The following is a 23984-nucleotide window of genomic DNA, read 5'->3' on the forward strand; positions in this document are numbered from 1 at the left end:
AGGCACCGGAATAGTAAAATATATAATTATATCATAAACAAACTATAACTATTTTAAAAAATATCGCTAGTCATTTAAACCTAAACTTCTACGATGCTCTGCCAGTAAATTAACAACAGGGGGCGGTATTTGTAAATAGTAGCCTTTGTCAGCAAGCTCAGCTTTTACTTTTTCAATGTCGGCCATGGCAAGTTCAGTTCTTTTTAATAAAGGCACCATCATCACCAGTTTGGGGACGCCAAACATTTTCATTAAAGCCTCAGGAACGGCATCGAAATTGTCACGCTTCTCGACAAATAAATAGGTATCAACTTTTCGACTACTTTTATATACAGTACAAATCATCTTGGGGTTAAATTCCTCTGTTTCTTGCTTGATAGTAAACAACGCACACTATAACATGGACAATGATTAAATTAATTGTAATTCAGTTCTTAGACTGACATTTTTTGGAGAGTAAAGCCTGGATGGCCACACAAAGTCTCGAGTTAAAAGCTACCTCTTTCACGCTTTCAGTACTCCATATCAACACCCATGATTTCAACGCTATTGCAGCTGACTTAGAAAGTAAATTATCCCAAGCGCCACAGTTTTTTATTGGTGCACCGTTAATCTTAAATTTAAGTGCAATTGAGCAAGAAAACATTAATTTAGCCGCATTAAAACAACTTCTTACTGATAACAAACTCATTATAGTGGGTGTAACATCAGCAAATGAAAGCATTAGTAGCCAAGCCAAACTATTAGGCCTTGCAGTGGTTAAATCAGGCAAACAAGCTAAAAGTATGCCTGCGCCATTAAAAGAAACCAAAATAGTTAAGCAAAATATCCGTTCAGGACAACAAATTTACGCAAAAAATGCTGATTTAGTCATTTTTGGTGCGGTTGGCAATGGCGCAGAAGTCATTGCAGATGGTAGCATTCATATATACGGTGCATTACGTGGCAAAGCAATGGCCGGGGCGTCTGGCGATGTTAATAGTATTATTATTGCCAATGCATTAGACCCCGAACTCGTTTCTATTGCTGGGCAGTATTGGTTAGCTGAGCATTTGCAACAAAACTGCAGTGACCAACGCGGCTGCATTCGCTTAAATGGCGAAACACTCATGGTTGAATCATTGCCACAGTAAGTGGCAACTTAAAAGGATATATAACAACATGGCACAGATTATTGTTGTCACATCAGGAAAAGGCGGTGTTGGTAAAACAACCTCAAGCGCAGCAATAGCGACTGGCTTAGCCTTGAAAGGAAAGAAAACAGTCGTCATTGATTTTGATATCGGTTTACGAAACCTCGATTTAATTATGGGTTGTGAGCGACGAGTCGTTTACGACTTTGTCAATGTGATCAATGGTGAAGCCAATCTTAATCAAGCATTAATCAAAGATAAGCGTTGTGACAAACTGTTTATTTTACCCGCGTCACAAACACGTGATAAAGATGCCCTGACTAAAGAAGGCGTTGGTGGTGTATTAGAAGAGCTAAGCAAAGATTTCGATTATATTGTTTGTGACTCACCGGCAGGAATCGAGCAAGGCGCAATGATGGCATTGTATTTTGCTGATATTGCTATTGTTACCACCAACCCAGAAGTCAGTTCAGTACGAGATTCTGACCGTATTTTGGGAATGTTGCAAAGCCGTTCACGTCGAGCTGAACAAAATTTAGAACCTATTCAAGAGTTTCTATTACTAACACGTTATTCTCCTGCTAGAGTTAAAACAGGTGAAATGCTCAGTGTTGAAGATGTGAATGAGATTTTGGCAATTAAATTACTTGGGGTCATTCCTGAGTCACAAGCAGTGCTAAAAGCTTCAAACTCTGGTGTGCCAGTAATTATCGATGACGAAAGTGATGCAGGTCTTGCTTATGCTGATACTGTACAACGTTTACTTGGTGAAGAAGTACCATTTAGATTTCTGACAGAAGAGAAAAAAGGATTCCTAAAAAGGATATTTGGTAGCTAACTATGTCTATACTCGACTACTTTAAAAGTAACAAAAAAACCAACACAGCGGTCACAGCTAAAGAGCGTTTACAAATTATTGTTGCGCACCAACGTGGTGAACGTGACGCGCCAGATTATTTTCCGAAAATGAAACAAGAGATCCTTGAAGTCATTAGAAAATATGTACATATCTCTGAAGATCAGGTATCGGTTCAATTAGAACAAAATGATGAAAACCTATCTGTATTAGAACTAAATGTGACCTTACCTGAAGGTAAATAAGCCTGAGTTTGTACCTGAGCTTGTAAAAAATACTCTCTAGTCACAGAGCGTAAAGAAAAGCCAAGAGTTTACTCTTGGCTTTTTTGTAGCAACAATTTTTACACTTGATGTGTCTATTTAGCTAAACTTGATTGCAACTAGGGCATCTTTTACTAGCTTGGCGCGCCAGCCTTTTAATAACAATGGTTTTTCTGCAGGTTGCTTATTGTACAACCACATTAAAAACTCATGAATTAAACGTTTAGAACCGATAAACTCAATAGCAACGTCATGTTGCTCAGCCACTTGAATAAGAATATTTTTCACTTCTTTAAATGAGGCTTTGTAACCATTTTTCAGAGCGATTACATCTACTGCTTCAGGCAGATTGTTTAAGTCAGCAGTTTGTAACACTTTAATCAGTTCTTTACCGTGAAAGCGTTTTTCATGCTCTGTTAGATCATTTAGCTGATTAAGCTCAATCACTGTCTTAGGTTGTTTTTTAGCTAATGCAATTAAGGCATGATCTTTAATGATAAACCCAAGGGCTGAGTCTTTTTTCAACGCTTTTTGTAAGCGCCAAGTAGCTAATACTTTTAAGTAAGCGAGCTGCTGTGGAAATAGTTGAAACGCATTTTTCACTTTTAAATAAGCAAGCTCTTCATCAGGCGGAGTTAAACGCCCTTCTGTCATGCGCTCACCTTCTTCAAGTAGCCAATCCATACGGTTAGATTGTTGTATTTTCGCTAACAATTGCGGGTAAAGCTTGTAAAGGTAAAACACATCATTTGCAGCGTATTGCAGTTGTGCATCAGTCAGTGGACGTTTCATCCAGTCGGTGCGTGATTCACCTTTATCTATTTCGATATCTAAAAAGGTATTAACCAGTTTCGCGTAACCTAAACCATGCCCTAGGCCTGTAAAGGTCGCTGCAATTTGACTATCAAATAAGGGACTTGGCTGACATTGACCATAGCGCGCGAACACTTCTAAGTCTTCACTGCATGAATGAACAAGTTTAGTGATATTCGTATCTGACAATAACTGCCAAAATGCTGATAAATCAGCTAAGGCAACGGGATCAATCAACGCTAGCGTCTTACCATCATAGGCTTGAATAAGCCCTAACTTTGCGTAATAAGTTCGTGTTCTAACAAATTCGGTATCAAGCACAAGTAATTCACTTTGCTGATACTGTGCTACTAATTTCGCTAAACTTTCTGGGTCGCTGATATATTCAAACGATAACAAAATACGCTCCAATTTTATCTTTTTAACCAATATAAAGCTAATAAAAAGCCGGCTATTGCCGGCTTTACTTTACGCTGATTTAACTTCGTCTCGAAGTTCTCGTCGTAAAATCTTACCTACATTGGATTTGGGTAACTCATCTCTGAATTCTACCAGTTTTGGTACCTTATATCCTGTTAAATGTTGGCGACAATGCTTAATGAGATCGCGTTCAGTCACAGTGTTATCTTTTGCAACGACAAAAATCTTAACTAATTCCCCGCTTGCATCATTTGGAACACCAACAGCAGCAACTTCAACCACTTTTGGGTGCAATGCCACCACGTCTTCCACTTCGTTAGGGAAAACATTAAAGCCAGAAACTAAAATCATGTCTTTTTTACGGTCAACAATAAAAAAGAAGCCTTGCTCATCCATGTAACCAATATCACCCGTGGCTAACCAACCATCTTTATCAATCACTTTGGCAGTTTCTTCTGGGCGTTGCCAGTAGCCTTTCATTACCTGAGGGCCTTTAGCAAATAACTCACCTGTTTCACCTTGGGCTAATACCTTACCGTCATCATCTCGGACTTGAATGAAAGTCGAAGGAGCAGGAAAACCAATTGAGCCATTGTAACCTTCGAGGTTATAAGGACAACAGGTCACTAGTGGTGATGCCTCGGTTAAACCATAACCTTCTAACAGGCGCGTTTTGGTAATGGCCTGCCATTTATCAGCCACCGCTTTTTGTACCGCCATGCCACCGCCAATTGAGAACTTTAAGCGGCTAAAATCTAAACTTTTAAAATCTTCGTTATTCACTAAGGCATTAAATAAGGTATTAACCCCAGTTAAGGCTGTGAATGGATATTTCTTAAGTTCACCAATAAATGCTGGCAAATCTCTTGGGTTAGTAATAAGTAAGTTTTTACTGCCCTTGTGTAAAAACAATAGGCAATTAACAGTTAATGCAAATATGTGATAAAGCGGTAAAGCGGTAACCACAAACTCTGAGCCATTTTTTAAGGCTGGCGAATAGGCACCATTAGCTTGCAAGACATTACTGACCACATTGCCGTGAGTTAGCATTGCGCCTTTAGAAACACCTGTGGTACCACCGGTGTACTGTAAAAATGATAAGTCATCAGTGGTTATCTCAGGCTTGATATATTGTAAACGGCGACCTTTGGTAAGCGACTGTCTGAAAGATAATGCATGTGGCAAATCATATTTAGGCACCATCTTTTTGATATATTTAACAATAAAGTTAACTAGGGTGCGTTTAGGTGCACTAAGCTGATCACCAAGCCCGGTGATAATCACAGATTCTACCGGTGTTTCTGCAACGACTTCTTCAAGGGTGCGGGCAAAATTAGATACCACCACAATAGCCTTAGCGCCAGAGTCGACTAACTGATGTTTAAGTTCTCTTGGGGTATAAAGTGGATTGACGTTTACCACTACCATCCCTGCACGTAAAATACCAAACAGTGCAATAGGGTATTGCAACAGGTTTGGCATCATTAACGCGACTCTATCGCCTTTTTCAAGCTTGAGTTCGTTTTGTAAATAGGCAGCAAATGCACGACTTCTTTCTTCTAACTTACGATAGGTTAATGTCGCCCCCATGTTGATAAAAGCAGGCTGATCAGCATATTTAGACACTGCTGTTTCAAACATGTCTACCAAAGAGGTAAATTGTTCAGAGTCAATTTCTGCTGGTACATTTTCTGGTAAATTATTAATCCAAGGATGGTCCACAATTTTCTCCTATTTAATTAGCCCATTGCTATGAAGGAGCCCTTCAATATTGGCAAGGTCTAAAAATCACTGCTCTTTAAAACTAGCGTAAAATTTTATTATTGTTAGTCGCAGCAAAGTTGTTTGCGTTAATTTTTATTGTTTAGCCATAAAATCATACGGCCGTTTAAATTCGGACCATAATCACATAAATGAAATAAAAATCCTAGTGATTTCACCACAACAAGATACTAACTTAGAATAAAAGTTCTAATTTTATCGGACACAAGCTTTGCACTACCCATATGTAGGTGGTGATCACCTTCAATTTGTATATGGGATAGGCGACTAAACCATGATAATGCTTGAGGTAAAGCTAATTTTAACTGCTTAAAGCCCTGCTCGCCTAATATTAATAAACACTGGGTATCGCTCATGCTCATTAATGCGTCAACCTGTTCAAAGGTTAAACGATAAGGTGAGTCTAGCTTAAGGCGGGGATCACTTTTCCAACATAATTGCTGATGTTTAATTTCAACATTACGTTTAATGATTAACTCACACCATACTTTATCAAGGCCAGTTAACTGATGACGGGCATTAACCGCCCTGTCGAGGGTAAAGCTTTGCTTAACTATTGCTATGTTTGCCATCGATGATTTAGCGCCATTAAAACGATTATGCTGTTGAAAGCTATTAATCAACCGCTTTTGGGCATGGGTTGGCTTTTCATATAACGGTGCTAATGCTTCAATCAAAATGAGCTTATCGACTTTGTGTGCAAAGCAAGCATTATAAGCCGCAGCAATAATACCACCTAAAGAGTGTCCAATGATGTTGAGGGGGGATGAAGGGCTTATTTGATTGATTAATTCATCCAAGTCATAAATATAATCAAGCCAATGAAGTGGATAACTACCAGGTCTATGTTGTGAATTACCGTGACCTGGCCAATCAATAGCGAGTAGTTGAAATTGGCTTAATATACCCTGAGTATGTAACGCTTTAGCTAAAGGTTCAAAGCTATCAGCATTATCTAACCAGCCATGTAAAGCCAATAAAATAGGCTTATTTTTACAGCCATAGCGTTTGGCGCTTAAACGAATATGAGCCAATTGAAAATCGACTTCTTCAACTGGCAGCGATTGTTCAATTGACTCATTCATAAGCACGTAATTGACTCTTTTTATCTGAATGTCTAACTTAAGATTACTTAGCTTTTTTGATGAATTTTAGCGTCATGCGATCGCTTTCACCAATAGCAAGATACTTGTCTTTATCTTGCTCTTTTAATGCTAAACGCGGTGGTAAAGTCCAAACCCCTTTCTCATAATCTTTGGTGTCTTTAGGGTTAGCATTAATTTCAGAGGTTGCCGCTAAAGTGAAGCCCACTTTTTCAGCTAGAGTAATCATTTCAGCTTGATCCATATAACCGCTTTCAAATGACATTCCAGGGTTTGATCTGTGTTCTACTACACCAAACACACCACCCTCTTTTAACACTTTATAAGATGCAGTGAAGGCATTTTCTAATTGCGCTTGCCCAGCCCAATTATGTAGGTTTCTGAAAGTCAGTACATAATCAACACTGTTATCATCCCCTAAAGCTAATGATGCTGGCGGCTGGAATGTAACTGTTGAAGCATTGCCTAATACCGCTTTGTTTTCAGCAAGCCAAGCTTCAAACTTTTTACCGGCTTTAGCGTAATACTGGGTTCTTTTAGTGTCTTCTTTTGGGTTGGTCTCAAAAATCGCACCAATATAATGGCCTTTATCAGCTAGGTATGGTGCTAAAATTTGCGCATACCAGCCACCGCCAGGCCATAATTCAATCACGGTATCATCAGGTTGAATACCTAAAAATGTTAAAGTTTCTGATGGGTTACGGTATTTATCCCGTGCGCTACTTTTCTCGGTTCTGAAATCACTGGCGACGGCTGCAGCCAGTTGCGGGTTAACCTTAACAGCCTGTGTATTTTCAGCCATGCCATGGTTATGAGCTATTGCTGTGTTAGTGACAGCAGACAAGCCTAAAACGCTAAGCCCAATAGCGGTAGATAATAATAACGTACGTTTCATTGTCTTCTCCCTGAAGAAATTGTCTCGAAAATATCAGCAACTGGTACGGCAAAGGTTGCTAAGTCGATCACTTTAGCCGATTGGCAGCTTTTTGTCGTCAACTCTTTTCCAACACATCCATAACATAAAACAACTGAATATCAGCCACATAATCACCCATATCCATGCAGGAATCCAAGTCAGTTGCGACAGTTTAGCTGCATCCCCTTGGCCTACGACTCGAAATAGTACCGTAGGGCTCGCCATGGCATTTAAGACAATCATCAATCCCATGACCCTTAATAGGCTATTAAGTAAAGCATTATGATCAAATTTAAGAGGTAATAAGAATACCACCGCAAGTGAAATTAATATGCCGATGGTGAGTAGATCCCGTGCCCACAGGATTAATGAACCAATAACGGTTATTCCTAAAATGCCTAAGGTAAAGCGGATCCCTGCACGCCAAGTGGCTAGCAAGAAAATCATATAGCCCCACAAGGCAGCACCGGGGTAGCCAGAAAAAGTAATCAATGGCGCAAAACCGCCTTGAGTAAAACAAAGGCCTGCACCATTGGGAAACAACTGGATTTTAGTGACTATGCCGCCAGATAAGATGGCTGCTATGCCATGAGATATTTCATGGAAATAACTTTCAAACCATTTGAATGGAATACTAATGAAAGGCAGTTTGGTAATTAAAAAGGCAAATAATAGTTCGAGAAAAAAGCGACCTTTTGAAGGGATAGCGGATAACTTGTTAGGTCGCGCATCATGCATATAAATCTATTCCTACCATTTGTTGAATATGTTCTCGTTGCGCAGAATGTTGGTTTATTAAATATTCTTGTATCGCACCAGCACTGGCCAATGTCTGACAATGGTCTTTGAATGGCTTATCTCTTGTCGCTGACGCCATGTCATTGTCGTATTGCAATTTAGCATCAAGCTTGGAATCAAATTCTGCGCTAGTTAGCGCCGGTAACTGTTTGCTGTCATCTTTAACGGCATCAAGCGTATCTGTTTGATTAGTTAGTTGAGTTTGATTTTGTAATGCAGAAAGCTTAACAACAGCGTTAGTTGAGATAGCTGAAACGTTTTTATGCCCATTAATATTGCTGGGATTATAGGAGGATAAAGGCTGAACTGAAGTATGTAAAAAAGCATTCATTGTTATCACTCCTATTATAAAAAGCCATTATGGCGCATTTGACAATGGCAACCCAATCGGCCTTATCTGTTACATCAGTGATAGCTGACAATAGCTCCCTATCACTGCTGTAAACTCATGGTGTTATTTATTCACGACCAGGTAATTTTTTCCAGGTGACTTTGTCACGTAAATACACAGGTGCAAGTTCATCCACTGAGGTCGCAAGTCCTTGCTCATGAGCTTTTATAGCTAACTTAATCATAGCTGATGCGTCGGGTAATGTTATCTGGGTCGCCTGTTTTTTCGCTACATCATTTAATAAATCTGGATAGGCTACAAAACCAGTGCCACAAATATGCATTGGCTTTTGCTTATCTAAAATAACGTCAACTGAATCAGGGCTAGAAACATGCTCAGCCCCCACTAGCGTTGCAATGCCGTCGACATTAATAAATTGTCCCCAATAAATTTCACTCATACGGGCATCAATGGCACAAAATATCTGTTCAGCTTGTTCGGTTTCGATGGCCATTTGCGCCATTGCAGCCAAGGTTGATACTCCAATCACGGGAATATCATGACCAAGCGCGAGGCCTTGAGTCATACTGGTACAAATACGAATACCGGTAAAGCTGCCAGGTCCACGACCATAGGCTATTAAATTTACATTTGAAATTTTAATGCCGGCTTCGGTTAGCACCTCATCAACCATAGGTAATATACGTTGGCTATGCTCTCTTGGTGCATCAAACACGCGATTATACTGTTTGTTGTCATGTAACAAAGCCGCTGAACAAGATTCAGTGCAAGTATCTAATGCGAGAATCGTTAAATCTGTATGAAGTTGAGTCATGTAAAAACGTGTTTACCTTACCATTAACTATGGAAAAAATGCTGGGCTAACTAATGCTGAGTATGGTGATTTAGCTAAATAACCTAAAGCCTGCAAGGCATTGTATCGGCACTGAGTCAGCTAAATCATCAACTGCAGTATAATAACTTATGGGATGCTTTTTAAAAAGCTTAACGCTTTATCTAAATCTCGGGTGCGATGCATTGGCGGTAACGAGTTAATAAAAGCTTCACCATAAGCTTTGTTTACGATGCGATTGTCGCACAATATTAACACCCCGCGATCTTTCTCATCTCGAATTAACCTTCCTACACCCTGCTTTAAACTGATCACCGCTTGGGGCAAAGATATACTGGCAAAGGGATCTTTATTACTGCGTTCAGCATTAGCTGCACGGGCGCGGTACAAGGTATCATCAGGTGAAACAAACGGCAGCTTATCAATAATCACACAGCTAAGTAGCCGCCCTCTTACATCGACACCTTCCCAAAAACTGCTGGTGCCAAGTAATACCCCATTACCGAGTTGCCTGAACTTGTTTAACAGACTTTGTTTACTGGCCGAGCCTTGCACTAACAAGGGGTATTGCACTCGCCTTTGTAATGCGATAGCCACTTGCTGCAACATCTGGTGACTGGTAAATAAAATAAACGTTCGCCCTTGGGCCGCATTAATGGCTTGAATACAAACATCCACCAGCTGATTAACATTAGCTGCAGACTGGCCTGATTTCGCTAAATGGCGCGGCACGCAAAACATGGCTTGATTGGGGTAATCAAATGGGCTATCTAAAATCATTTGCTTGGCTTTCGATAAACCCATTTCATCCGCAAAATGCGTTAACTGGCGATTAACCTGCAAGGTCGCCGAGGTAAAGATCCACTGGGTTTGCTTATCAAATAATTGCTGACATTGTTTAGCAATATTAATCGGCGAGATCCGTAGCATAGTATGCTGCCCGCTGGGCTCAACACTATAAGCTGCATTACTGTCATTGCATTCAAAGTAACTATAAAGATTAGCCACCAGTGTCGATAACTTCACTACAATGTCATCTAAAGATTCACTTCGTCCGACGTGTTCGGTAATAACCTGTGTTAATAAATTGAATTCTTTCAACAATTCCCAAGATGAACTCGCAAGTGATTTATTGGAAATAACCTGTCGCCAGTCAGAAACATCAGCATCAATCAAATCATTTTGCCACGAAGCCAATTTGATTAAACAACGTTGACTTAATTGCTCAAGCTGAATGGTATCGCGCAGCTCGTTGTGATAGACCTCAATGATACGATGAAGTAATCTGTCTAGCTCTCTGGTTGGAATTTGTTGGCCGAAATAATTAATACAAACATCAGGCACCAAATGTGCCTCATCAAAAACGACCACATCAGCATCGGGCAATAACTCGGCAAAGCCAGTGTCTTTTAATAAACGATCGGCAAAAAACAAGTGATGATTCACCACCACAACTTTGGCATCTTGTGCTTTTATTTTGGCTTTACGATTGAAACAATCATCATAAAAACTGCAACGTTTACCGGTACAAGTTTCTTTGGTGCTGGTTACTGTGGCAATGGTGGCTGAGTTTTCAGCCACAGCGGTCAAGTTACCAATATCACCATCTTTGGTCACACTGGCCCATTGATTAATTTTAATGAGTTCATCAACCACTTTCGGTGGCATCTGGCTAATATGTTGTAAGTTTTTGTCCAATTTTAATTGGCATAAGTAATTACTACGGCCTTTTAATAAGGCGGTTTTGGGCGCTACTGAAAACATCTTCAGTAATAAAGGTAAGTCTTTAAAAAATAACTGCTCTTGAAGGTTTTTACTGCCAGTGCTGATGATAATTTGTTTGCCACTTAATAACGCCGGGATCAGATAGGCGTATGTTTTACCCACCCCAGTACCAGCCTCAAGGATCACATTATGCTTTTGATCTATAGCATCGCTCACCGCCAGCGCCATATCGTATTGGCTTTGTCTTGGGCGATAGGAATGGATCCCTCTCGCTAATGCGCCAGTTGGCGAAAAAGCCAGTTGTACTTCTTTTTGTAATCGAGTGGTCACATTTGACTCTTTCAGCATTGATAGTAAGCAACTTATATGTGGCTTATTATCTATTTTAATCGCTTGGGTAACAATCTTTGCCTATCAATTTATCAATTTATCAATTTAAAGTTGCTATTCGAACAGTAATCTAGGCTCACTATTTTACAGCCCTTTTTAAATATCGATAAAATCCTTAGCTTTACATAAACTAATGTTTATCATTAACTTGTATATACAAACTGGACAAATAAACGCCTAAAAACCATGTAATCATCAGCCTGATATAAGATATATTTTTTATTTCAAAAAAATACAAAATATGTGTTTATTCTGTATTGCAAACAAACTTAAAAGCGGTTAACGTGTTTGTACACAAATTACAGTCTGTCGCAAAATAGGTTGTAAAAAAATTACATACGTTAATTTAAAGAGAATTTATTATGTTCATCCGAATCAATACAAATCATCATCATCACCATATGCGGTAGCCTTCGGATGCTAACTGCCGAAGGACTATTTCCTTCAGGCGGTGGACAAAATACCCAAACCCCTGAAAGAAATTTCAGGGGTTTTTTAGTTTTAGGTTTTAAATATTTGTTTTTTATATCAATTTTATTAGAGGCTTCATTATGAGCGAAAATAACAGACTACGTATCGCAATCCAAAAATCTGGCCGACTTTCAAAAGAGTCTCAAAAGCTATTAAAAAGCTGTGGCGTTAAATTCAATGTTAATGAGCAGCGCTTGATTGTGCACGCTGACAACATGCCAATCGATTTATTGCGGGTACGTGATGATGATATTCCGGGTCTAGTTATGGATGGTGTGGTTGATTTAGGGATTATTGGCGAGAATGTTCTAGAAGAAGAACAAATAGAGCGTCAATCACTGGGTAAACCATCAGATTGCGTTAAATTACGCGAACTTGATTTTGGTGCTTGTCGTTTATCACTGGCGGTGCCTAATGAATTTAGCTACCAAGATGCCACTTCTTTAGAAGGTTTACGTATTGCCACTTCTTATCCCAACCTGCTACGTCGTTATATGCAAGAAAAAGGCATTAATTACAGTGACTGTATGCTTAAAGGTTCAGTTGAAGTCGCACCACGTGCAGGCCTTTCTGACGGGATCTGTGACTTGGTTTCAACTGGTGCCACCCTTGAAGCCAACGGCTTATACGAAACTGACGTTATCTACCGTTCAATGGCTTGTATTATCCAATCAGCACAAGAGCAAGTGCCTGCTAAACAAGCACTTATCGATAAAATATTATCACGCATGAATGGTGTGGTTCGCGCTCGCGAAAGTAAATATATCCTGCTACACGCGCCAACTGAAACATTAGATCAAATTGTGGCTTTATTACCGGGCGCTGAAAACCCAACTGTGCTGCCATTAAACGATGATAGCAATCGAGTTGCTGTTCACGCTGTCAGCACTGAAGATTTATTCTGGGACACGATGGAAGAATTAACCGCCTTAGGGGCAAGTTCAATTCTAGTTATGCCAATTGAAAAAATGGCGGGGTAGCCTTTATGGCAAATGTGAAGCAGCAAATGCAAATTCTTAAATGGACCAAGCTTGATGCTAAGGCGCAGCAACAAGCCTTAGCTCGCTCGCCATTAATTGGTGATTATAGTGTTGAGCAAACCGTGCGCGACATAATTAATGCTGTGGTTAAAGACGGCGATCAAGCGTTAACGCTCTTTAATCAAAAGTTTGATGGCGTTGAAGTCGACACCTTAGGGTTAACTGAGCAGCAAGTTAATGCCGCCTGCGCCCGCGTATCTGATGAGGTGAAGCAAGCCATTGCCGTGGCCTCAGAAAATATTGAACGCTTTCATCAGGCACAAACCTTTAGCCCTATTGATGTTGAAACTCAGCCAGGGATCCGCTGCGAGCTTCGCTCTGAAGCTATTGAAAATGTGGGTTTGTATATTCCAGGCGGCAGTGCGCCGTTGATTTCCACTGTAATGATGCTAGCGCTGCCGGCAAAAATTGCTGGATGCCAACAACGGGTTTTAGTTAGCCCGCCACCAATTAATGATGCCATTGTTTACGCAGCAAAAGTATGCGGCATCACTGAGATTTATCAAGTTGGCGGCGCACAAGCAATTGCCGCCCTCGCCTTTGGCACTGAAAGTATTCCTCAAGTAGACAAAATCTTCGGCCCTGGTAATCGCTTTGTGACTGAAGCAAAACGTTTAGTATCCCAAGATGGTCGCTGCAGTGTATCTATTGATATGCCAGCAGGTCCATCAGAGGTATTAGTGATTGCCGACAAAGACGCTGAGCCTGCGTTTGTTGCGGCAGATTTATTATCACAAGCTGAACACGGCCCTGATTCACAAGTTATGTTAGTTACTGAGTCTATGGCGTTAGCTGAAAAAGTTAATATGGCGCTTGAGTCTCAATTAAAGACCTTATCGCGCAGTGATATAGCAGCTCAAGCACTGAGCTGTAGTCGCAGTATTATTGTGAATGATATTGAGCAAGCGGCTTTAGTGTCTAATTTATATGGGCCGGAGCATTTAATCATTCAAACCAACAACCCACGTGCAGTTCTAAAACAAGTTCGCGGCGCAGGTAGCGTGTTTCTGGGTGCTTATACCCCTGAATCTGTTGGTGATTATGCTAGCGGCACTAACCATGTACTGCCGACATACGGTTATAGCCGCTCTGTATCAAGCTTATCCCTTGCAGATTTTAGCCGCCGCTTTACCGTACAAGAACTGAGCGCCCAAGGATTACAAAGCTTGGGTGAGACAGTGATGGTATTGGCTGAAAATGAATTACTCGATGCCCATAAGCAAGCCGTTGCCATACGTTTAAACAGCCTGTGAAATAAAAGTGAAGTGAGATTAGGATGATGACTAATTCGATGAATACGCCAATAGCAGCCAGACTTGCACGACCAGAACTGCTTGAGTTAACGCCTTACGAAAGTGCAAGGCGTATTGGCGGTCAAGGTGATGTATGGATAAACGCTAACGAGTCGCCATTTAACAATAATGAACTTGATAAGCTCAACCGTTACCCTGAATGCCAGCCAGCAAGTTTGATTAATGCTTATGCTGAATACTCAAAAGTGAGCGCAGATAAAATTGTCACTTGCCGCGGGGCTGATGAAGCTATCGAATTATTAATAAGAGCATTTTGTGTTCCTGCGGTTGATAGTATTGCGTGCTTTGGCCCCACTTATGGCATGTATGCCATCAGTGCTAAAACATTCAATATTGGCATCACCAACTTATCGCTGACCAAAGATTATCAGTTACCTGATGCTTTTGCCCAGCAAGTCGAGAATGCCAAACTGGTGTTTATTTGTAATCCGAATAACCCCACTGGCACCATCATGGATAAAGACACCATTGAAGCCGCTATTGCTGCTATGCCTAATGCCATTGTGGTGATTGACGAAGCCTACATTGAATTTTCAGCCCAATATTCTGTTGCAGACCTGCTCCCTAAGTACCCTAATTTAGTGGTGTTAAGAACATTATCAAAAGCCTTTGCACTGGCTGGCGCACGTTGTGGGTTCTTAATGGCAAATACCGACATCATTGATTTAATCATGCGAGTCATCGCGCCCTATCCGGTGCCTTTACCTGTTCAACAAGTGGCAGAAAAAGCCTTATCCGCAAATGGTATCTCCTTGATGCAACAACAGGTTGAAGCACTAAAAGTGCAAGGTAATAGATTATCCGCAACCTTAACTGAGTTTGGCGCCAAGGTATTACCTGCCAATGGCAATTTCATCTTAGCGGAATTTGAGGATGTAGAACGGGTCGCCGTCGCACTAAAACAAGCGGGCATTGTCGCAAGAGCCTACAAAGACAACAGACTTGCTTCGCGTATTCGTTTTAGTTTTAGCTCACCAGCCGATACCGATAGATTAATCACTATGTTCAGAACGCTAAAAACTCACTCTTAAACTAAATACAAAAAACGCTCAACCCCTATTAAAAATATAATCGCTGGATAAATAGCTACTCATAACGCATTAAATTAAGACGTTAACGTCCTGCGAAACAGAATGATAAAAATTGAAGGAAGTAAGATGAAACAGAAAATACTCTTTATCGACCGAGACGGTACTTTAGTTGAAGAACCAGCAGTAGATAAACAGCTCGATCGTTTAGACAAATTGGTGTTTGAGCCACAGGTTATCCCTTCTCTGCTTAAGCTACAAAAAGCGGGCTATCGCTTAGTCATGGTGTCTAATCAAGATGGTTTAGGCACAGACTCATTTCCACAAGCTGATTTTGATGCACCACATAACATGATGATGGACATTTTTTCGAGCCAAGGGGTGATATTTGATGATGTGGTTATCTGTCCTCATTTTGATGCTGACAATTGCAGTTGTCGTAAACCCAAGCTTGGCTTAGTCAAAGATTACTTAACCCAAGGTAAAGTGGACTTTACGACCTCTGCTGTTATTGGCGATCGCCACACAGATATTGAACTGGCTAATGCCATGGGTATTGCCAGCTTTCAATATCAGCGCGATGGCTTAGATTGGTTAGCTATTACCGATGCACTGCTCAATAAAGGCCGCACATCAGAAGTGGTTAGAACCACCAAAGAAACTGACATTAGAGTCAATGTGAACCTAGATGACACCAGTAAAGGCGTTATCAACACCGGCATTGGCTTTTTTGACCACATGCTTGATCAAATACAAACCCACGGTAATTTCAAAATGGACGTCACTGTTGATGGCGATTTAGAAATTGATGATCACCACAGCGTAGAAGACACCGCCCTTGCCATTGGCGATGCACTGCGCCAAGCATTAGGTGATAAGCGTGGTATAGCCCGTTTTGGTTTCAGTCTGCCTATGGATGAAGCCAGTGGTGAGTGTTTAATGGATATATCAGGTCGTCCTTTTATCAAATTCAATGCTGATTTTGAGCGTGAAATGGTCGGTGAGATGGCCACAGAAATGGTACCGCATTTCTTCCGCTCATTTGCTGATGGCCTTCGATGCACCTTGCATATCAGCACCACGGGCGACAATGATCACCACAAAGTGGAAGCTTTATTTAAAGTGCTGGGCCGCACCCTTCGTCAAGCCGTGAAAGTTGAAGGTGATATTTTGCCATCAAGTAAAGGCGTCCTGTAAGGAGTGAGTATGAATACTGACACTACTGTGATTTTAGACACTGGCTGCGCCAATTTAAGCTCGGTGCGCTTTGCCTTTGAACGCTTAAATGCCGACGTTATCGTGTCACGTGATCATGAGGTTATCAAAGCTGCCACCAGAGTAGTACTGCCTGGCGTAGGAACAGCTGGCGCTGCTATGGATGCCCTCAATAATCGTGATTTAACTGAGGTTATTAAACAGCTCAAGCAACCGGTTATGGGTGTTTGTCTTGGCATGCAAATGATGGCTGACAAGTCTATCGAACACGGTGGCCGCTCAGAAGCAGGCCGCAGTGACAATGATATTACTTGCCTTGGTTTAATCCCAACACAAATTGATCATCTTGATAGTAAAGGACTACCACTACCTCATATGGGCTGGAACCAAATAAGCGTGTCAGATCATCCGCTATTTGAAGGGATAGAAGATGGCAGTTACGTGTACTTTGTCCATAGCTTTAAGGCACCGATAAATAAATACACCATCGCGACATCAGAATACGGTGAAAAGTTTAGCGCCGCCATTGGCAAAGACAATTTCTTTGGGGTCCAGTTTCACCCAGAAAAAAGCGCCAATGTCGGCGCCAAAATATTACAAAATTTCCTAAATATGGGGAAACCAGCATGATCATTCCAGCAATCGATTTAATTGATGGCCAAGTAGTGCGTTTGTACCAAGGTGACTATGCCCAGCAAACCACTTTTAATTTAAGCCCATTAGCACAATTACAGTCATACCAAGACCAAGGCGCAAAGCTATTACACATTGTTGATTTAACTGGTGCGAAAGACCCTGAAAAACGCCAAATAGCACTCATTGGTGAATTAGTAGCGGGCCTGAGCACCGACATACAAGTTGGCGGCGGTATTCGCAGCGAACAGCAAGTTAAAGAGCTGCTTGAGCTAGGAGTTAAACGAGTCGTTATTGGCTCTCTCGCAGTTAAAGAACCAGCATTAGTTAAAAGCTGGTTGCTAAAATACGGTAGCGAAGCCATTTGTTTAGCACTTGATGTCAATATTAACCAGCAAGGCGAGAAAATTGTTGCAGTCTCTGGTTGGCAAACTGGTGGCGGGAAATCACTTGAATCCTTAGTCAGTGAATTTAAAACCGTTGGCCTTAAACATGCTTTAGTCACTGATATTAGCCGTGATGGTACCCTTCAAGGTGCTAACAATGAGCTTTATCAAGAGCTAGCAACCACCTACCCTGACATCAACTGGCAAGCATCAGGTGGCATTGCCTCACTTGATGATGTCGCTGCGGTGAGAGACAGTAACGCCGATGGTATTATCATAGGTAAAGCACTACTTATTCAAAACTTTACCGTTGAGGAGGCAATAACATGTTGGCCAAACGCCTAGTACCTTGCCTTGATGTGCGCGATGGCCAAGTGGTCAAAGGAGTGCAATTTCGTAATCATGAAATTATCGGTGATATTGAGCCCCTTGCTGCGCGTTACGCCCAAGAAGGCGCCGATGAATTAGTCTTTTACGATATTACCGCCAGTGCCCATGAACGGGTCATAGATAAATCCTGGGTTAGCCGGGTTGCTGCGCAAATTGATATTCCGTTTTGCGTCGCTGGCGGCATTAAAACCATTGAGCAAGCTCGGCAAATGCTGGCCTATGGCGCAGATAAAATCTCCATCAACTCGCCAGCGCTTACAGATCCTAGCTTGATATCAAGGCTTCAAGATGAGTTTGGCCGTCAATGTATTGTGATTGGCATTGATTCATTTTATGACGCCGACTCAAACAGCTATAAAGTAAAGCAATTTACTGGTGATGAAGCCGCCACTAAAGACACCCAATGGTACACCCAAGATTGGGTTGAAGAAGTACAAAAGCGTGGCTGTGGTGAAATTGTTTTAAATGTAATGAACCAAGATGGTGTGCGCGGTGGTTACGACATTACACAACTGAGCATCGTCAGAGCCATATGTGATGTACCATTAATAGCATCCGGCGGTGCTGGCACCATGGCACATTTCAAAGAGGTGTTTGAACAAGCGAATGTCGATGCCGCCCTTGCAGCGAGTGTGTTTCATAAAGGCATTATTGATATCAATGAATTAAAACAATACCTAGCCCAGCACAAGATCGCGATCAGGCTATAACTTACAAAACAACAGAGAACACTATGACAACACAAATTACCTTTGATGGCAGTAAGTTAGATTGGGAAAAACAACAAAACTTAATTCCTGCTGTAGTGCAAAACCACCTTACCGGTAAAGTCTTGATGCTAGGTTATATGGACCCAGCAGCACTGGCTAAAACCCTTGAAACAGGCAAAGTCACCTTTTTTAGTCGCTCAAAACAGCGCTTGTGGACAAAAGGTGAAACCTCAGGCAATACCCTAGATTTAGTCGCCATCGATCAAGATTGCGATAAAGACAGCTTGCTTGTGCAAGTCATCCCTAATGGCCCAACTTGTCATACCGGCACAGAAAGCTGCTGGGAAGATGGTAATGCCCATAGCTTTATCGATAACTTAACCAATGTGATTATTTCTCGCAAAGGCCAAAGCGCCGAATCAAGTTATACCGCATCTTTATTTGAGCGTGGCACCAAACGAATTGCCCAAAAAGTCGGTGAAGAAGGTTTAGAAACAGCACTAGCGGCAGCCACTAATGATAAAGAAGAATTGATCAATGAAGCTTCAGATCTAATGTATCACTTAATCGTGTTACTTGAAGATCAAAAGCTATCAATGGCACAGGTAAACCAAAACCTAATGCTGCGTCATCTAAATAGTAAGTAGTAGATAAGCCACTTTCTATAGCGTGAATTATTTACTGCAGATTAGGCAACAAAAAAGGCACTATCAAGTGCCTTTGTTATTTTTATTAAAAACAGCTAATTACGGCGTTTTAAAATATAGCTGCTAGGCTTGATCAGCCCATAGTTTTTCATCACCATGCATCTTATAAAGACTTTCAGCACGAGACACTAATAAGTTAGCAAACTTCAATTGAGTTTCATCTCGGGTCACCCCTGACTTATGTAGGTTTTCTGCTTTAAGTTGCCACATCATTGAAAAATGACGAATCGCATCGCGGGCAGTTGCAGCAACTTTAACATCAACATAATCAGACGGTAAATCACCAGACATCACCCAAAATGTTTGCTTAGTTGGCTGCTTGGACTCCATTTTCCAAATCGCTAAATAAGGCACTAAATAACGGCTTTCATCAGCAATGACTTTTGATGGTATTACACCTTTTTCAGCGAGAAATCGGTTCGCTTTTTGAAATTGTGTTTTTACCCATTCCTGTCTTAATTGCTCAGGATCTTGTTGCGCAGTTGTCGGCTCAGCCACTGATTCACTCATACTACCTTCCTATTTTATTGTTATTTGTTGTCATCATTAATTCAACAATTGCACTCATTTTCAGCTCAAAATGTTACGAAACGATTAAAAAGTTTACGTTTACGTAAAGTGGCAAGCAAAATTGCCACGTAGATCACAAAATTAAATGAATCTAACTTTGTTGAGAGTATCGCTAAATGCTATCGTTCTGCAATAAATATCATAAGCCGTCGTTAATCAGCAGTGGTTGACGACTAATAAATCGCACAGCGGAGATCACAAGTGGCTCTATTTAATCATGTCTCGTTTGATGAACACGAACAGGTCGTGTTTTGTAACGACAAAGAAAGTGGCTTAAAAGCAATTATTGCCATTCACAATACTAACCTTGGGCCAGCAGTTGGCGGGTGTCGTATGTGGAACTACGATTCAGATGATGAAGCACTGACTGACGTATTACGTCTTTCACGTGGTATGACTTATAAAAATGCACTTGCTGGATTAACCATGGGTGGCGGTAAGTCAGTGATCCTTGCCGATCCTAAAACTACAGATCGTGAAGCGTTATTCCGCGCTTTTGGCCGCTGTATTCATACACTTGGCGGTAAATATTTTTCAGCGGAAGATGTTGGCGTAACCACAGCCGATATCATGATTGCTCATGAAGAAACCCCATACATGGCAGGCCTTGAAGGTAAAAGTGGTGATCCTTCACCTTATACTGCTTTAGGTACCTACCTTGGCATTAAAGCAGCGGTAAAACATCAACGTGGTCTTGATAGCTTAAAAGGCCTTAAAATTTCAGTTCAAGGTGTGGGTCATGTGGGATATTACTTATGTAAACACCTGCATGAAGAAGGCGCTGAATTAATCGTAACTGATATTCATCAAGCATCACTTGATAAAGTGGCGACTGAATTTGGCGCGACAGTGGTTGCTCCACAAGACATTTATACTCAAGATGTTGATGTGTATGCGCCATGTGCTTTAGGTGCCACTATCAATGACACGACTATCCCGTTATTAAAAGCAACGATTGTTGCAGGTTGTGCCAATAACCAATTAGCAGAAGTACGCCATGGTGAAACATTAAAAGACATGGGAATTTTATACGCCCCTGACTATGTCATTAATGCTGGCGGTATCATTAATGTTTCGTTTGAAAGTGACTATGATGCAGCTAAATCAACTCAAAAAGTTGAAGAAATCTACAACACGCTTCTAAAAATATTTAGCCAAGCTGATGCAGAAAACCGCACCACAGGCGATGTTGCTGATGATATGGCACGTGCCATTATTAATGGCGCAAAGTAACTGTTAGCGCAGTTGATTTAATAGCAGCCGATTAAGTAAAAATACTTAAACGCACATTAATTGCTAAAGAGCACCTATTTAAGGTGCTCTTTTTGTTTCCGACTTCTGACAGGTCAATAAATTAACTTTATACCCATCTTGAATCAATTTTAAATTTATCTTTCAATTCCTGTTTAAACTCAGCTGTTAACTCAGCGATAACTCAGAAATAAGCTTTGAAAGCTTTGAACTGTACACCTCAAAGTAGCTGAATTTAACCTCATAAACTGTATCTTAATTTGATATTTGTTGTCGCTGCAATTGTCTGATATAACTTAATAAAGGAATGGGAGGAAGCGATGAAAACAATTGAACATGTAATGAGTCCTCGAGTTGTCACTGTTGAAATGGATGACAGAATAACTATCGCTAAAAACATTTTTGATAATATGCCATTTCATCATTTAGTGGTGAAGGATGAGCATAATCAAGTTGCAGGTGTTTTATCACGAAAAGATTTATTTAACGCCATAAGTCCCAATTTAGGCACAGCTGCCGAGTTAACCCGCGACATTGATACACTGCAAAAACGAGTTCATCAGGTAATGTCACACCATCCGATCACCATAGGGCCAGAGATAACAATTGAACAAGCCTCACAAATATTACTAACTGAAGGTATAACTTGTTTACCAGTACTTAAAAACCAACAGCTTATTGGAATCGTAAGCTGGCGAGATCTGCTATCTCATTATTGTCATTTAGGCTGCAGCGCCGCTTAAAAAGGCATCTAGTGATTGCAGGTATATCACTCTCCACTTATTCGCCCCTTGAGGTTAAAATCATTACCAATCTCAAGTGTGGCCCCCTGTATTACGCCGAATATACAAGTATTGTCAGCTTTTGAAATAGAAAATATTTTCCTTATCTCAACAAGTACATAGTCTAAGATTCAAAAATAGTTCATCTGATAAACTGGAAAACGTCATATTTGTCTGCTTATCTTAAGGTAGCTTTAGCAGCCAAGGAGTAGGTCATGACAAGTTTTACATATCAGCTGAATCAAGAGAAAATTGAGTTGCATGCCAGTGACTGGAGTGGTGTTGAGCGAGTATTAGTTAACGACAAAGTGGTTTCAAGCAAAATTAACTTTGGTCAACGTAGTACTCACCAAATTAAGCTACAAAATGGCAAACCTTGCATGTTGCAGTTGCTTATTGATCCCCAAACTGAACAGCTTACCTGTCGGGTGTACAAGCAAAACGAATTGATTGCCAATTTGAAAGAAGGTAAAACCAAGCTGTTAAGCAGTAAAATTATTTTTGAAGCCAGTGTATTACTCGCCTGTTTAGCAAGCTTAGGGCTTTACTGGATGAGTTAGAGGCTTATTGGCTAGTGTGCCTTTGACTTGTTAAATTAACAAGGCTGCTAAAATCTATCTCTCCACACAATAAAAGCCACTTTAAGTGGCTTTTTGGTTATTTATTCATTCATTCATTGAATACAACATAGGAATAAAGGCCGTAAATGCCCTATTAGCATAATGACAAGCTGTCATTATTGATACAAACCAGCTGCGTGTTTTCATAATTACCGCTACCTGCAGTTACTGTGGTAATGGTTATTTTGCGAAGCGGTTCAGACTCAATAGCCACCGACAATATGGTGCCATCTCGGGCAATAATCAGCCCATCAATAAAATCTCCCACATTTAAGTCAGCATATAATTTAATGCTCATAGTACCAATTGATCGTGGTTCAAGCCGCCCTTCTGCAATCACGACCGTTTGATTATTATCCAGTGGATACGCTTTAATAAAGGTGCCGCTAGTTGAGGTGGATATCTGATAACCATCCTTAGCATAGGAAGGACTAGCAAGGAACAAAAGCACAGCGCTTATTAACATCATTAATTTTAACTTCATCATGTCACCTATATATCAGTCAGTAAACTTAACTATAGCAGTTGTTTAGACTTCTTAGAGCAAGATCTCTTTCAAGCTAGATAGTAACTTTCTAACTTACTTTTGATGGCAGATATTAGCTTGCTAAAGCGTTTATGCCCCATAGCCATTTTGAATAAATCAACGTCGCGGTACTGAGTTCACAGCAGATTTATAACGCTGGATTTCACTTAATTTCCAAACTCCGTTTGGATTAACGTCGTGGCGCTTCGCCCCTTCTTTTGCAAAGAGCAGAGTCAAGGGGGAAAGCGCACACATTTTACAAAAGAAGCCCTTAACAACCCCTCAGCACCCCAACGAAAAATGCTGAAAAACGCATGATTTTCGACGGGGATTGATCCAGCTTCTGACTTCGTTTGTAGACTGCTTCGGTCTTATTCAAAAATGCTAGCGCTTCCGATGGTGCATCCATGCACCGCGAAAGCTAGCTTGGCATCCATGCCAAGCTCACGGCTTTTCTCGATGACCTCAATTCATATTGAGTCTTTTAGCTGATTAGATTCTTGGTATTTTTAGCTTTTTAATTGCAACAAATAAAGTCAAATCGAAGAGAGAATAATTCCAGTGTAGATGCAGCAGCGAGCTTCTGACTGCCAAGGATGGAGGGAATGTCATTATTTGTAGGGAACAAATATGACCAAAACATGGCGAAGTTTCACAGTGTGAAACGCTCTAAGCGAGAGGCATGGATGCCTAACTGGCCGTTTAACATGGATGTTATTTGTTTTCGCAGAGCCCACAGGGATGTGTTCACGGCGTGTCTTGGATGCATCTGCACATAAGCCTGCGGCAGGCAATGGATTAGACTGGAATAATGGCCTGCTGTAACTGAGCCAATTTAAATGAAGTATAAAGTTAGTGATTGTAACACATTTATGCCCCGATATGTGTTTGAAATGGATATCTCTCGAGGTTTAGTCATTTGTATTTACCCTCAATAATCTAATATCACCTTCAATAGA

The 23984-nt window shown here is 40.8% G+C and carries 25 protein-coding genes; 14 read left to right on the forward strand and 11 right to left on the reverse strand.

All coding sequences use genetic code 11. The annotated features are described in order from the left end of the window. Positions 1 to 66: 66 nt before the first annotated feature. Complete coding sequence (locus tag Q4546_RS10385) at positions 67 to 345, reverse strand: YcgL domain-containing protein (RefSeq protein WP_102437293.1); 279 nt, start codon at positions 343 to 345, stop codon at positions 67 to 69. 122 nt (positions 346 to 467) lie between these two features. Between Q4546_RS10385 and minC the strand changes: the two genes are divergently transcribed. The 3 genes from minC to minE are packed head-to-tail and all read left to right on the forward strand — an operon-like array spanning position 468 to position 2234. Then, a complete protein-coding gene (minC, locus tag Q4546_RS10390) occupies positions 468 to 1133 on the forward strand; it encodes a septum site-determining protein MinC (protein WP_303446238.1) in 666 nt (221 codons plus the stop codon). 28 nt (positions 1134 to 1161) lie between these two features. Further along, entirely contained in the window at positions 1162 to 1971 is an 810-nt protein-coding gene (minD, locus tag Q4546_RS10395; RefSeq protein ID WP_076537724.1) for a septum site-determining protein MinD, read from the forward strand. A 2-nt stretch (positions 1972 to 1973) separates the two neighbouring features. Further along, on the forward strand, positions 1974 to 2234 hold the full coding sequence (minE, locus tag Q4546_RS10400; RefSeq protein WP_076537720.1) for a cell division topological specificity factor MinE: 261 nt from the start codon (positions 1974 to 1976) through the stop codon (positions 2232 to 2234). Between the two features lie 117 nt (positions 2235 to 2351). On the opposite strand, the gene rnd is transcribed toward minE, so the two are convergent. From rnd to Q4546_RS10440, 8 genes are all read right to left on the reverse strand, one after another. Continuing rightward, the gene (gene rnd / locus Q4546_RS10405) at positions 2352 to 3464 is read right to left on the reverse strand and encodes a ribonuclease D (RefSeq protein WP_303446239.1); all 1113 of its coding nucleotides are present in this window, start codon (positions 3462 to 3464) and stop codon (positions 2352 to 2354) included. A gap of 69 nt (positions 3465 to 3533) precedes the next feature. Continuing rightward, positions 3534 to 5207 carry a long-chain-fatty-acid--CoA ligase FadD gene (fadD, locus tag Q4546_RS10410; RefSeq protein WP_303446240.1) on the reverse strand — a complete coding sequence of 558 codons (1674 nt, stop codon included), beginning with the start codon at positions 5205 to 5207 and terminating at the stop codon, positions 3534 to 3536. Positions 5208 to 5437: 230 nt separating this feature from the next. Continuing rightward, a complete protein-coding gene (locus Q4546_RS10415) occupies positions 5438 to 6352 on the reverse strand; it encodes an alpha/beta hydrolase (protein WP_102437287.1) in 915 nt (304 codons plus the stop codon). Between the two features lie 43 nt (positions 6353 to 6395). Beyond that, complete coding sequence (locus tag Q4546_RS10420; RefSeq protein ID WP_241901057.1) at positions 6396 to 7172, reverse strand: class I SAM-dependent methyltransferase; 777 nt, start codon at positions 7170 to 7172, stop codon at positions 6396 to 6398. Between the two features lie 165 nt (positions 7173 to 7337). After that, the gene (locus Q4546_RS10425) at positions 7338 to 8024 is read right to left on the reverse strand and encodes a M50 family metallopeptidase (protein WP_102476618.1); all 687 of its coding nucleotides are present in this window, start codon (positions 8022 to 8024) and stop codon (positions 7338 to 7340) included. After that, on the reverse strand, positions 8017 to 8415 hold the full coding sequence (locus tag Q4546_RS10430; protein ID WP_102437281.1) for a hypothetical protein: 399 nt from the start codon (positions 8413 to 8415) through the stop codon (positions 8017 to 8019). Before Q4546_RS10430 ends, Q4546_RS10425 begins: the two co-directional genes overlap by 8 nt. A 127-nt stretch (positions 8416 to 8542) precedes the next feature. Beyond that, on the reverse strand, positions 8543 to 9250 hold the full coding sequence (tsaB, locus tag Q4546_RS10435; RefSeq protein WP_102437279.1) for a tRNA (adenosine(37)-N6)-threonylcarbamoyltransferase complex dimerization subunit type 1 TsaB: 708 nt from the start codon (positions 9248 to 9250) through the stop codon (positions 8543 to 8545). Positions 9251 to 9397: 147 nt separating this feature from the next. Continuing rightward, on the reverse strand, positions 9398 to 11323 hold the full coding sequence (locus Q4546_RS10440) for an ATP-dependent DNA helicase (RefSeq protein WP_303446241.1): 1926 nt from the start codon (positions 11321 to 11323) through the stop codon (positions 9398 to 9400). A 611-nt stretch (positions 11324 to 11934) separates the two neighbouring features. On the opposite strand from Q4546_RS10440, the gene hisG reads away from it, so the two are divergent. The 8 genes from hisG to hisIE all read left to right on the forward strand — a co-directional run bounded on the left by hisG (position 11935) and on the right by hisIE (position 19216). Further along, positions 11935 to 12834, forward strand: a complete 900-nt coding sequence (gene hisG / locus Q4546_RS10445; RefSeq protein WP_102437275.1) for an ATP phosphoribosyltransferase — start codon at positions 11935 to 11937, stop codon at positions 12832 to 12834. A gap of 26 nt (positions 12835 to 12860) precedes the next feature. Next, positions 12861 to 14147: a histidinol dehydrogenase gene (gene hisD, locus Q4546_RS10450; RefSeq protein WP_303446244.1), complete on the forward strand. Its 1287-nt coding sequence runs from the start codon at positions 12861 to 12863 to the stop codon at positions 14145 to 14147. Positions 14148 to 14170: 23 nt separating this feature from the next. Next, entirely contained in the window at positions 14171 to 15238 is a 1068-nt protein-coding gene (gene hisC, locus Q4546_RS10455) for a histidinol-phosphate transaminase (RefSeq protein WP_303446242.1), read from the forward strand. A gap of 126 nt (positions 15239 to 15364) precedes the next feature. Further along, positions 15365 to 16432 (forward strand): bifunctional histidinol-phosphatase/imidazoleglycerol-phosphate dehydratase HisB, encoded by a 1068-nt coding sequence (hisB, locus tag Q4546_RS10460; protein WP_102437271.1) that lies wholly within the window; start codon positions 15365 to 15367, stop codon positions 16430 to 16432. A gap of 9 nt (positions 16433 to 16441) precedes the next feature. Beyond that, the gene (gene hisH, locus Q4546_RS10465; protein WP_102437269.1) at positions 16442 to 17080 is read left to right on the forward strand and encodes an imidazole glycerol phosphate synthase subunit HisH; all 639 of its coding nucleotides are present in this window, start codon (positions 16442 to 16444) and stop codon (positions 17078 to 17080) included. Continuing rightward, positions 17077 to 17814 (forward strand): 1-(5-phosphoribosyl)-5-[(5-phosphoribosylamino)methylideneamino]imidazole-4-carboxamide isomerase, encoded by a 738-nt coding sequence (gene hisA / locus Q4546_RS10470; RefSeq protein ID WP_102437267.1) that lies wholly within the window; start codon positions 17077 to 17079, stop codon positions 17812 to 17814. Before hisH ends, hisA begins: the two co-directional genes overlap by 4 nt. Then, positions 17796 to 18569, forward strand: coding sequence for an imidazole glycerol phosphate synthase subunit HisF (hisF, locus tag Q4546_RS10475; RefSeq protein ID WP_102437265.1), 774 nt, complete (start codon positions 17796 to 17798; stop codon positions 18567 to 18569). Before hisA ends, hisF begins: the two co-directional genes overlap by 19 nt. A 23-nt stretch (positions 18570 to 18592) precedes the next feature. Next, the gene (gene hisIE / locus Q4546_RS10480; RefSeq protein WP_102476615.1) at positions 18593 to 19216 is read left to right on the forward strand and encodes a bifunctional phosphoribosyl-AMP cyclohydrolase/phosphoribosyl-ATP diphosphatase HisIE; all 624 of its coding nucleotides are present in this window, start codon (positions 18593 to 18595) and stop codon (positions 19214 to 19216) included. Positions 19217 to 19339: 123 nt separating this feature from the next. On the opposite strand, the gene Q4546_RS10485 is transcribed toward hisIE, so the two are convergent. Continuing rightward, positions 19340 to 19786 carry a DUF4826 family protein gene (locus Q4546_RS10485; RefSeq protein ID WP_102437261.1) on the reverse strand — a complete coding sequence of 149 codons (447 nt, stop codon included), beginning with the start codon at positions 19784 to 19786 and terminating at the stop codon, positions 19340 to 19342. A 261-nt stretch (positions 19787 to 20047) separates the two neighbouring features. Here Q4546_RS10485 and Q4546_RS10490 point away from each other — a divergent pair, with 261 nt between their 5' ends. From Q4546_RS10490 to Q4546_RS10500, 3 genes are all read left to right on the forward strand, one after another. After that, positions 20048 to 21079: a Glu/Leu/Phe/Val dehydrogenase gene (locus tag Q4546_RS10490; RefSeq protein WP_076537679.1), complete on the forward strand. Its 1032-nt coding sequence runs from the start codon at positions 20048 to 20050 to the stop codon at positions 21077 to 21079. A gap of 338 nt (positions 21080 to 21417) precedes the next feature. Next, entirely contained in the window at positions 21418 to 21840 is a 423-nt protein-coding gene (locus tag Q4546_RS10495; RefSeq protein ID WP_102476614.1) for a CBS domain-containing protein, read from the forward strand. Between the two features lie 254 nt (positions 21841 to 22094). Further along, positions 22095 to 22439 carry a hypothetical protein gene (locus Q4546_RS10500; RefSeq protein WP_102437257.1) on the forward strand — a complete coding sequence of 115 codons (345 nt, stop codon included), beginning with the start codon at positions 22095 to 22097 and terminating at the stop codon, positions 22437 to 22439. A 154-nt stretch (positions 22440 to 22593) separates the two neighbouring features. On the opposite strand, the gene Q4546_RS10505 is transcribed toward Q4546_RS10500, so the two are convergent. After that, positions 22594 to 22986: a PliI family lysozyme inhibitor of I-type lysozyme gene (locus Q4546_RS10505; protein WP_102437255.1), complete on the reverse strand. Its 393-nt coding sequence runs from the start codon at positions 22984 to 22986 to the stop codon at positions 22594 to 22596. Positions 22987 to 23984: the final 998 nt, after the last annotated feature.

The sequence above is a fragment of the Shewanella sp. 4_MG-2023 genome, assembly GCF_030548015.1.
Lineage (GTDB): Bacteria > Pseudomonadota > Gammaproteobacteria > Enterobacterales > Shewanellaceae > Shewanella.